Here is an 11,140-nt window from a genome sequence, read left to right on the forward strand (position 1 = left end):
CCAAAGGAAAAATACCTTACGATTATATTAGCTATTATTTAACCCAAATCTGCAAACCGGGTTGCCAAATCGATGATTTACTGCCTTGGAATATCAAAAGCTAGGTGTAGATTGCCGGACGCTTACGAAGTATGGAAGCATGAAGCTTTAGACTTTACTAACTGGTTGGCTAAAGAAGAAAACCTTGAGCTATTAAGCGATGAAGTGGGTATTGATATTAGTCTGCTTCAAACTGAGGCTAGCGTGGGTAAGTTTAATGTTGATATTCTTGCTGAAGAAACAAACACGGATAGAAAAATAGTGATAGAAAACCAGCTAGAAGCCACAGATCATGATCATCTTGGTAAGATAATTACTTACGCTTCTGGCTTTGATGCTGAATTCATAATATGGATTGTAAAAAGTGTTAGAGATGAACATAAACAAGCAATTGATTGGCTTAATGAACATACAGATCAAAAGATAAATATTTTCGCTATTCAAATGGAAGTGTGGCAAATCGGTGATTCATCATGCGCACCGAAATTCAATATTATTGCTCAACCTAATGATTGGGCTAAAGCGGTTAAAAAATCTACATCTACATCGCCTGAGCTATCGGCCACAAAAATGCTTCAATTAGAATTTTGGACGAAATTCAGAGAATATGTTCAAGATAATAAGCACCAGATTAAGCTTAGGAAAGCGAATCCTCAACATTGGTATGATATAAGTTTTGGTTCTTCTAATGCTCATATTGGCTTAACTGTTAATAGCCAAACTAACCAACTTGGCTGTGAGATATATATTTCTGACTCAAAAGATATTTACTACGGATTAGAAACGAATAAAGATGAAATAGAAAGTAAGTTAAATGAAAAATTAGAGTGGGAAGCGTTACCTGACAAAAAAGCTAGTCGAATTAAGTTATACACTAATGGTGAATTGAAGAAGCAAGATAACTGGGAAGAATATCATCACTGGTTGTGCGAAAAAGCACTAGATTTTCAGAATGTCTTTGGTAAAGCGGTTAAAAATATCAATTAAGATTTAGTATAAATATAAGGATGTAGTGTGAAATTCCAAGAATTAAAAAATAAACAAAGACAAATTCGAAGTGGGTTTTCTGAAAACTTAGCCTTAAGAGTTCATAGGGCGCTAAGCTGGCTTGATAAATCAGAGCAGTGTGCTGATGACAAAGATAGTCAGTTTGTCTTTTTATGGATTGCTTTCAATGCTGCATATGCACAAGATACTGAATGCTTACAGCATACAGAAACTAAAGCATTTTCGTTATTTGTTTCAAAGCTAGTCGAGCTAGATAAAGATAATAAACTGTATAACTTGTTATGGTCTGAATTTACTTCCAGCGTTAGAGTTTTGTTAGATAATAAGTTTGTTTACCAGCCGTTCTGGGATTTCCATAATGGAAAAATATCAGAAACTGAATGGAAAGAGCGATTTTCAAAAGCTAAGGCTTCAGCTAATTATGCTTTAGCGAATAAACATACAGAGCAATTGATAACAATTGTTTTACAGCGAATGTACACCCTCAGAAATCAGATAGTTCATGGTGGTGCAACATGGAATAGTAGTGCTAACCGTACACAAATTCGCGATTCAGTTACATTCTTATCGCAATTAGTACCTTTTATTATTGACATTATGATGGATAGTTCAGACCAAATATGGGGCAGTGCAAACTACCCCGTGGTAATTGGCTGATTATTGAGCACTTGTACTACTTGATTTAATTTATGTCTTGCTATATCAGTTTTAATGTTGTAATAAAATATTATAGCGGATGTGACTGTGTACATTGGATGTTTAAAGCTCTTCTCCAACCTTTATTATATTCCTAAAGTTTCTCACTATATTTTGCTCACTTTAAACGTAGGTAGATAACCTAGGAGGTATTACGTGGATATAATCCATGAGAACCCATTTCGTATACTTGGATTAAATGCTAATTCGACAGAAAGAGAACTTCAAAAACAAATAGCGAAAGTTAAGCGTTATCTTGATGTCGGAAAAACCGTACATTTCCCTACAGACTATCCCTTCTTAAGAACAATTGAACGCCCCATAGATGCAATTCATCAAGCATCTGGACAAATCGAGCAAAGTTATAAAAAATTTTACTACGCATTGTTTTGGTTTGTAAGTGAAACCTCTTTTGATGAAATAGCTCATAAAAAGCTTGAAGATAATGAAGTATCATCCGCTATTGAAATATGGAATAAAAAATTAAAAGAGGAAGTGAATGATAAGAATTTTTCAGCATATTTAAATCTATCTTCATTGTATTCAGCGCTATCATTTGATGGAACTAGAATTAACCATAAAATGTTAAGTAAAGGACTCTACTTAAAAGGGAAGCTTTTAAGAAGCCAGTCTTTGTCTAAATTAACGGAATTGCTTCATATTAAGTCGGATTGTATAAACTCAGGTGAACTTACTGAGCAATTTGTAGATGAAACATTGCAATGGCTTAGCCCTTATATAGGTAAGTCACATGGAATTAAGGCGAATGATGTTATAGGGTTGTTTAGTTCATTTCCTTCCAATATTCAAAAGTATTTAGCTGATAAATTTACAGAAGAGCCTGTCAGAGAAATAAAAAACAGAATTGATAAGTGCACTCAACGTAGAAAAGAGTTTCCTTTAAAAGCTAACCAGTTTGGGATAGACCTATACAGTAGCTCTAAGGGCTGGCTAGACTCTCTTCGGACTACTTTAGGGAATGATAATGTAAAATATCAATTGTTAGCAAACAACCTTGCAAATGAAATTCTCCAATGCAGCATAGATTTTTATAATGCTCAGGTAGATGATGAAAACTATGATATCCATAGGGATGCATTATTAGTATTAAGCTTTTCCGAAAAAATTGATGTATCTGGTCAAGTAGCTGAACGATTAATGGAGAATAGAGAGACCCTAGAAGGTTTATTAGAAGAAAGGGAAGAAGAAAAAGAAGCAGAAAGATTAATTGAAGGAGTTAAAACGCATGTTTCTAACATTACTCAAGCAATTGAAACTTTTCAAAGCTCTAGTGATTCAATAAGTACAGTAAATAACTTGGTAAATAGATGTAAAGATGATTTAGAGTCTATAGGCAATAAATTAGGTAGAAGTGATGAAACATATATTATGTTTTGTGATGCAGTAGCAAATAATGCGCTCAATATGCTAATAGCTGTTGTAAATAAATTACAGGAAAATCCTAAACAGTATGGCCTTGATAATATGCTTAGTTCGTTTGCTCAGGCCAAGAATATTACTCAAAAATTACTAAACATAAGTGGCTCATATGAAGTCAAAGCAAGAGTTAGGGAAAACTTGCAAACAATATCTGACTTAACAACGACTCTTGAGCAAATTAATAAACAAGTCAGTAGACAAGTTCAAAAGCAAAATAGTGGTGCTTGCTATGTTGCGACAATGGCCTATGGCAGTTATGACCATCCTCAAGTATTAGTACTTAGACAATTTAGAGATAATGTTCTTAGTCAGAGTTGGTACGGAAGGTTATTCATAAAAATCTACTACAAAACATCCCCACATTTGGTTTCTTTGCTTCAGGGATATGAAAAACCAAACTTACTCATAAGAAAACAATTAGACAAATTCATTAGGAAGTTACATAAATGAAAAGAATATCATTTTTAATATTACTAGCTTTTATAGGAAGTGGCCAGGCGGTAGGAAAAGAGTGTGCTGGTGAAGATGAATTTTACCAAAATATAGCACAAAAAGTTAATGAAAACTCATTGTTTGGAAATGATGCATCTATAGAGCAGTTGATTCAAGCTGGCACTATCAGTCGTAACAAAGTAGCCTGCGTAGAAAATAAACTCAAAACTTTAACTGAAAACCTAAATGACCTAAAAGTTATTGAGGAACAAAATAGCTCAAATATTCATATCCATGAAAGCAAAATTGCCAAACTAAACACAATAATTAGCGATATTGATAAAGCTCTCAATCAAAAGTTTGATAAAGTAAATCAACAAACCAAACAATTAAACCGTTTGGTTACTAATAATCAATCAATGATTAAAAGTGACTTGACCTCACTTAAAATAGAATACAAAAAATCGGATGAAGAATTAATTGCAGAGGTTAATAGACTTAATCAGTTGCTTGGTGATGCAACATCTAAATTGAACAATGCCATCAAACAGCTACAAGCATACGCTGATGAAACAGATGGTAACCTTGAGAAGATTTCTACTGATACATCAAACAGTGTGTTAAGGCTTGATGATTATATCTTGTATTTAGTTGCTGCAATCGGCATAACAGCTTTTCTTCTTCTTGTATCATTTTTTGCTTCTAGGTTATTCACTGTTAATAAAGAAAAATCTATTTTAGATACTCTTAACATATTTAAACAAGATGTTGAGTCAAATATTCTAAATGCTGATAAAAAGCTTGCTGAATTATTAGAATTACTTTCAAACAATATTAGTTCTCAAAAGTCTTCAGAAGAAGATCACTCTTTAGCGTTAAAAGTAGCAGATGAAATTGTAAGAATTGAAAAAAACACATCAAGAATGGATGCCAAAACTAAAGGATTAAAGCAATTAATCGCTTCGGTTAAGCGAATACAAGACAACTTTGCTGCTAACGGGTATGAAATATTGAAAATGTTAAATCAACCTTATGATGACAGAATGAAAGCATCTGTTTCTTTCGTTCCTAGTGATGAATTAGAAACAGATGAACAGATCATAACAAAGATAATTAAACCACAAGTAAATTTTAAAGGCACAATGATACAAGCGGCTCAAATTGAAGTCAGTGTAGGGGAATAATAATGGCAAGAAATAAAATTGATTATGGTATCGATCTTGGGACAACAAACTCAGCGATATCAAGAATAGAACAAGGCGAACCCACTATTCTTAAAACGGATACCCTAAAAGATACCATGCCTTCTTGTATTTTCTTTAATAAAAAGAAAGCGATTCAAGTCGGTGATTCAGCCTATAGCGCCTTAAAAAGAGATAAGTTAAAAGCATTAAAGAGTCCAGAGAAAGCTATTAGTAATGCTTTTATTGAGTTTAAACGTACCATGGGTACAGATAAAACTTATTTTTCTCAAATCATGGACCATCAATATAACTCTGAAGAGTTATCCTCAGAAGTTTTGAAAACGATGAGATCTTTTGTGTCAGATGAAAGTGTTAACTCTGTTGTTGTCACTGTTCCGGCAAAATTCACTAGTAACCAGAAAGATGCCACCCTCAGGGCAGCAGAACTTGCAGGTTTTTCTCAATGCGAATTACTTCAAGAGCCTATTGCCGCAGCAATGGCTTATGGAACTACCTCATCGATAAAAGATGGACATATTTTAGTGTTTGATTTCGGTGGAGGAACTTTTGATGCTGCTCTAGTAGAAGTACACGAAGGGATCATGAAAGTTATTGATACCGAGGGAGATAACTATTTAGGAGGTAAGAATTTAGACCTTGCCATTGTAGATAAAATTATTTTTCCTTATTTACAAGAGGAGTATGAATTAGATGATTTACTATCCGATGAGCAAAATAAAATAGCATTGCAAGCCGGAATGAAGTTTTATGCTGAAGAGACAAAGATTCAAATGTCTTTTAACGATACACATAATATTTTATCCGATTTAGGTGATATTCCTTGTGAAGATGATGATGGTGAAGAGTTAGAATTAGATATCACTGTTACCCAACAAATGATGGAGGATGCTGTAGGACCTGTATTTCAAAAATCTATTGATACGTGTAAAGAGTTGTTAGGAAGAATGAATATTCCTGCAACTTCCCTTAAATCATTATTGCTTGTTGGCGGACCAACCTATTCACCTATACTTCGGAGAATGGTTGAAGAACAATTAATAAAGCCAGACCTCAGTGTAGATCCGATGACAGTTGTATCAAAAGGGGCTGCTTTATTTGCGGCAACGGTTGATATTTCAGAAGACGTTCAAGAAGAACAACGAGATAGAGCTAAAATACAATTACAGTTAAGTTATGAATCGACTACGGTTGAAGAAGAAGAGTTCGTTGCTGTAAAAATACTTGAAGAAAAAACAGATGGCGATGTCCCTGAGAAGGTTTTTGTAGAGTTTACTAATAGTGATAAATCATGGTCTACGGGTAAGACGCTGGTAGAAAAAAGTGGTGAAGTGATTGATGTTATTTTAAAGCAAGACACATCAAACTTATTCAGTGTCACTGTGAGTGATGAAAAAGGAAATCTTCTCGATTGCGAGCCTGAATCATTTACAATTTTCCAAGGCTCAAAAATCGGTAGTGCAACCCTGCCATACCATTATGGCGTAGAAATTAAGAGTCGAGAATCAGGTAAAATAATATTTGAACCAATAAAAGGATTGGAAAAAAATCAACCGACCCCTGCTGTGGGAACCAAAAATGGCTTAAAAACACAAAAGGCTATTAGACCTGGGCTTAAAGAGGACTCTTTAAAAATTGCTTTGTACCAAGGTGAACACGGTGCTAAAGGAACAAGAGCAATACATAATGAACATGTTTATGATGTACTTATAACAGGTGAACATTTACCAAAACTTCTTCCTGAAGGCAGTGATGTTGAACTGACTGTAAAAATAGATAAATCGGAAAGAATGACTGTATCTGCATACTTTCCTACTCTAGATTTCACTCATGAAATTGAAGTTCCTAAAGATACAACTCAAAAGGAAATACCAGAAGAGTATTTAGCAACAGAAATAAATAAAAGCATTCAATCTCATCAATTGATCTGTGAAGAAGGTGTTTACCAAGATAAAGCTGAACTTGATTCATTAGAGTCAGAACTAAGTAGTATTAAAGAAGAGTTTGATTTAGGTAAGACTGATTATGATAGAAAAATGGGTATTCTTCATCGATTACGTTCAGCTATTAAGAAGATAGAAACAATTCAAGGTGATAGTGAGTGGCCAAAAGTTGAAGAAGAATTAAAATCAGTTTTTTATCAATTAGAAGAAACAAATGATGAATTTGAAAATGAAAGAGCTAAAACACTGATAAACCAATTTAAAGCTCAAATACCGGAAGTTATCAAGCATAAAGATGTGATAGTAGCGCAAGAGTTAATTGATAATATGCGCCAACTGAATTTTTCTATAGCTGATGAAGGACTTGGCGCTCAAATGGAAATAGCACTGCTTTATAACTTAAATGAAGAATTTGACATGCTGCAATGGTCAGATCGTTATAGTGCAAGATCTTTATTAGATAGAGGCTTGCAAATTGCCGCAGACGCTCCTTCGAAAGAGAGACTTCGCCCTATTGTATCAGAGCTATACAGCATGTTGCCTCAAGCTGACAAAGCTATGCTTAGCGAAGGCGATGGTACAGAGCTTATTGGTTAAGGGAGATTCACTTGGAAAGTACTTTTGATAAACAAGAATATATTGACTCTAAATATAAAATATTATTTTGTTTAGAAAATAATGCTAACTTTGAGCTTTACAGAGCAAAAGACAAATTGGAAAAAACTTGTCTTATTGCTCTGTATAATAGTTCGAAAATTCATAGGCATAGCTTTGCAACTGAAAGCTTACTTGAAGCAGAAATATTAAAACAAGTACACCACGAAAATATTATTACTTATGTTGATAGTGGTGAAATTTTTAAAAATAATTGTAAATATCACTATTTAGTGTCTGAATTTGTTAGTGGAGAAAGCTTAAAGGAAAAGATCGCAAGGGATGGTCCTTTTTCACAATTTTCTGCGGTATCTTTAATACTAAAAATAGCCAAAGCTATTGAAGTATTACATAACCATAATCCTACGATCGTGCACAATAACCTGAATATGCAAAATATTGTGCTTGATTACACAAAAGAAACTGTTCACCCAATAATCACTAACTTCCAGTGTTCGAGATACCTACAGGATGTTAACCAATCAATAAATATTAAGTTATTAAACCCTTTTTATATTGCCCCAGAATTGTATAACGGTGTTTATACAGTTCAGAGCGATATATTCTCTCTAGGGGCAATGCTCTACCATATGATTTTTGGTATTCCTCCTTGGCATTTGGATAATCCGACTAACGAATACTTTCAACCTGAATTTGTTGATGCTTTATTTGAAAAAAGAGAAGAAAGGTTAAGATTTTTACTTCCTTCTGGGGACAAACTTGAGGATGAAAGTTTAAAAGATACTTTAAGTAAAGCCTTGCATCAGGATGTAGACCAACGCTTCAATACTCTAAGTTCATTTTTAGATGCGTTACATAATCCTGTTCGTATCGAAGAAGGAAATGCTAAAGGCTCAATAAGTAACTCTGCTGGTGTAAGGAAAAAACCTAAAAAAGGCGAAGGTTTTTCTGCAATTGCAGGTATGACTGACTTAAAAGACTTATTTGATACTGATGTAATTAGGGCATTAAATGAACCTGAGCTATACAAGAGCTATGGATTAACCATACCTAATGGCATGCTACTGTACGGACCGCCAGGGTGTGGAAAAACATTCATTTCACAACAGTTTGCAGAAGAAGTAGGCTTTAATTTTGTAGAATTGAAGCCTTCAGATATCAAAAGTCAATTTATTAATGCAACTGAAGATAATATTGGAAAAATTTTTAAAGATGCTTCAGATAATGCCCCTTCAATTGTTTTTATAGATGAAATTGATGCTGTTGTTCCTAGCAGGGAAGATAGTAACTTACATCAGATGCATGCAGCGCCAGTAAATGAATTCTTGGCACAAATGTCAAACTGTTCAGAACGAGGCATCTTTGTTATAGCAGCTACAAACAGACCAGAGAGAATAGATCCTGCCATTTTAAGAACGGGACGTTTAGATAAAATAATATACCTACCACCCCCTGATTTTGATGCCAGACTTGAAATGTTCAAGCTTTATTTGAAGGATAGGCCAGTGGAGTTGGATTTTGATTACGAATTAATAGCAACTAAAACTGAAAACTATGTATCAAGTGATCTTAAGTTCTTGATTGATGAATCTTCTAGAGTAGCTTTGGGTGAAAAAGCCAGAATATCTACTGAACATGTTTTAAATACCATAAAAACAAACAAACCTTCAGTTTCTCATTCTGAGTTGAAAAAATATGAAGAATTAAAAAAGAAAATTGAAGATGATAAGGCTGAGCCAGCCAAAAAACCTATGGGTTTTATTCAGTAAACATTTAGGATTAACAATAATGGAAAAAATAGAATTTAAAAAATTATTATTTAAAATTGCTTTTTGCACCATGGGGTGTGATGGAGATATTGATACTCTTGAAATAGAGGAAATGAAAAATATAGATAAATCAACATCATTCTTTAATGATGTTGATTTATCTCTTGAGCTAGAGCAGTTAATAATAGAGTTTAAAGATAAAGGTGTTCTCCTCGTTTCTGAAATGTTTGAAGAGTTAGAGCGTTCTGAATTAAACCCTATTAAGGAATTAATTGTATTGGAAGTTGCATTAAGGCTTATCAATGCTGATGGCAGGCATGATGAGAATGAAAAAAGGTTTATTCAGCATTTACGAGCACATTTAAAGGTACGTGACGAAGAAATTTTCGAAAGATTTGGAGACGTAGATGTTTTACATGTTAATCCATACGTTGGACGAATCAGAGGACCTAGTTCAGAAAAGGTTAAGTTAGATATAAAAATGCCAGATGAAAACAGCCTAAAAAAAATCGATTTTAAATTTGATTAATTTTAATAGACAAGTAATAGAGTTTTAATATGAAAAAAATTGGTATTTGTCTTTTGTGTATCCCCCTTGCATATATTTCTTTTGTAAATGCTCAATCAACTTACAAAATACCTCCAACTTCATCCACTAGCACCAATGTTCCGGTAATATCAGATGAAAAAATGGAAGAGTGTGTTGAGTTATACAATCAAGGAGAATGGCTTGGCAAAAAACTAGCCAATCAAGTGGTTGATAGTTACAGCCAAGAATCTGTTGATACTTATAATAAAGAAGTAAAAAAACATTCTTCTTTAGTCGATAAATTTAATCGTGAGTGTGCTGGAAAACAGTCTCGTTCAGCATGCAAAGCTGCTCAAAAATTAAATAGAGAAAAAGGATTACCAGAGTCTTCTTGCTAGAAACTTTGTTGGTTGTTTGATTTTAATTGATAGGTTTTAAGAGGGAATGTTATGTTGTTCTATGCTTTTATTTTTGTTGGTTTAGGGGCTGTTTTGGGACTGTTTATTAAAAACAAACAAAATGCACTTGTTGCAATAGTTGCTATTTCAGTTGTATGGGGAATTATTTGGGGTCCTTGGGCAATCGCAACGTTGATTGAGTTACTAATTGGCTATGCCCTCGTAGGTGGATTTAAAGAGAAAGCATAGCTTTTTGAGTTTAAAGAATAAAGAAAACCAATTTAGTATTAGGAGGATTTAATGGGATTATTTGATATTTTTAGAAAAAAGAAGCAGAAATCGGCATATGACGAACTCATGGATATACCTGGCATGAAGGAGCAGAAGGAGCTTTTTGAACTTATGTCTGAAATGAACAAAGCCGGATGTACTGAAGATGAAATGCCTAATGGCATCGGTGAATTTGGTTTAGTTCCCAGTAATCCAATTCCAACCAACACAGTTCAAGGAAGCATATTATACTTAGGTGGATTAAGAACGACAGACGGAAAAAGTGTTAACAATACTAGAATAGGGTCGTTTGGGGCTGAAAATATCGATAAACCTATAGACGCATATAAAATCACTCATCAAAATGGTAGTGAAATTGCTACAATCTATATATCTCCATACCAAGCGATAAACTCCAAGAAAGCACCTAAAGGCTTTGAACAGGTATCCCCTTTACTTTAAATTTAAATACTTTCTGTTTTTAAATCAATAGAGGTTTGAATGGTTTAATTTACATATTCAAATGTACCTTTAAACCATTTCAATACTAAAGTTAAAAGGCATGCTTGATTGAAATAGTATTGCTATTTTAATCATTGCTAAAAAAATAATCAGTCACACCCAAAGTACCTCTAACCTCATGCATATTCCGAAAATAATTCGTTGCATAAGCATGCCTGAAACTATTAGAACATCTGATGATTGTTGAAGCATGTAATTATTGTAGTGGTCAACTAATTTTGGCCACAGTTTTAGAATCTTGATATCTAACCTCAGATTCATTCGGCGCTAAACCAGC

The 11,140-nt window shown here is 33.8% G+C and carries 10 protein-coding genes; all 10 read left to right on the top strand.

The genetic code is table 11. The features are described from left to right. Positions 1-111: 111 nt before the first annotated feature. The 10 genes from CWB65_RS16455 (at position 112) to CWB65_RS16500 (ending at position 10,803) form a co-directional block, all read left to right on the top strand. On the top strand, positions 112-1,026 hold the full coding sequence (locus CWB65_RS16455) for a DUF4268 domain-containing protein (protein WP_212750953.1): 915 nt from the start codon (positions 112-114) through the stop codon (positions 1,024-1,026). A gap of 27 nt (positions 1,027-1,053) precedes the next feature. Continuing rightward, entirely contained in the window at positions 1,054-1,704 is a 651-nt protein-coding gene (locus CWB65_RS16460) for a HEPN domain-containing protein (protein ID WP_138741012.1), read from the top strand. 195 nt (positions 1,705-1,899) lie between these two features. After that, positions 1,900-3,633 (top strand): CFI-box-CTERM domain-containing protein, encoded by a 1,734-nt coding sequence (locus tag CWB65_RS16465; protein ID WP_138741013.1) that lies wholly within the window; start codon positions 1,900-1,902, stop codon positions 3,631-3,633. Next, the gene (locus CWB65_RS19940) at positions 3,630-4,799 is read left to right on the top strand and encodes a kinetochore Spc7 family protein (RefSeq protein ID WP_203984273.1); all 1,170 of its coding nucleotides are present in this window, start codon (positions 3,630-3,632) and stop codon (positions 4,797-4,799) included. The genes CWB65_RS16465 and CWB65_RS19940 overlap by 4 nt, the downstream gene beginning before the upstream one ends. A 2-nt stretch (positions 4,800-4,801) precedes the next feature. Beyond that, complete coding sequence (locus tag CWB65_RS16475; protein ID WP_138741014.1) at positions 4,802-7,357, top strand: Hsp70 family protein; 2,556 nt, start codon at positions 4,802-4,804, stop codon at positions 7,355-7,357. Positions 7,358-7,368: 11 nt separating this feature from the next. Then, on the top strand, positions 7,369-9,144 hold the full coding sequence (locus CWB65_RS16480; protein WP_138741015.1) for an AAA family ATPase: 1,776 nt from the start codon (positions 7,369-7,371) through the stop codon (positions 9,142-9,144). Between the two features lie 19 nt (positions 9,145-9,163). Further along, positions 9,164-9,673: a tellurite resistance TerB family protein gene (locus CWB65_RS16485; RefSeq protein ID WP_138741016.1), complete on the top strand. Its 510-nt coding sequence runs from the start codon at positions 9,164-9,166 to the stop codon at positions 9,671-9,673. Between the two features lie 29 nt (positions 9,674-9,702). Beyond that, on the top strand, positions 9,703-10,071 hold the full coding sequence (locus tag CWB65_RS16490) for a hypothetical protein (RefSeq protein ID WP_138741017.1): 369 nt from the start codon (positions 9,703-9,705) through the stop codon (positions 10,069-10,071). 51 nt (positions 10,072-10,122) lie between these two features. Continuing rightward, a complete protein-coding gene (locus CWB65_RS16495; protein WP_138741018.1) occupies positions 10,123-10,320 on the top strand; it encodes a hypothetical protein in 198 nt (65 codons plus the stop codon). Positions 10,321-10,371: 51 nt separating this feature from the next. Further along, entirely contained in the window at positions 10,372-10,803 is a 432-nt protein-coding gene (locus tag CWB65_RS16500) for a hypothetical protein (RefSeq protein ID WP_138741019.1), read from the top strand. The last annotated feature ends 337 nt before the right edge of the window (positions 10,804-11,140 follow it).

The organism is Pseudoalteromonas sp. S554, assembly GCF_005930865.1.
Classification (GTDB): Bacteria; Pseudomonadota; Gammaproteobacteria; order Enterobacterales; family Alteromonadaceae; genus Pseudoalteromonas; species Pseudoalteromonas marina.

Coding starts and splice junctions, on each gene's coding strand:
- CWB65_RS16475 (WP_138741014.1), top strand. CDS start 4,802: ATGGCAAGAAATAAAATTGATTATGGTATCGATCTTGGGACAACAAAC.
- CWB65_RS16500 (WP_138741019.1), top strand. CDS start 10,372: ATGGGATTATTTGATATTTTTAGAAAAAAGAAGCAGAAATCGGCATAT.
- CWB65_RS16485 (WP_138741016.1), top strand. CDS start 9,164: ATGGAAAAAATAGAATTTAAAAAATTATTATTTAAAATTGCTTTTTGC.
- CWB65_RS16495 (WP_138741018.1), top strand. CDS start 10,123: ATGTTGTTCTATGCTTTTATTTTTGTTGGTTTAGGGGCTGTTTTGGGA.
- CWB65_RS16490 (WP_138741017.1), top strand. CDS start 9,703: ATGAAAAAAATTGGTATTTGTCTTTTGTGTATCCCCCTTGCATATATT.
- CWB65_RS19940 (WP_203984273.1), top strand. CDS start 3,630: ATGAAAAGAATATCATTTTTAATATTACTAGCTTTTATAGGAAGTGGC.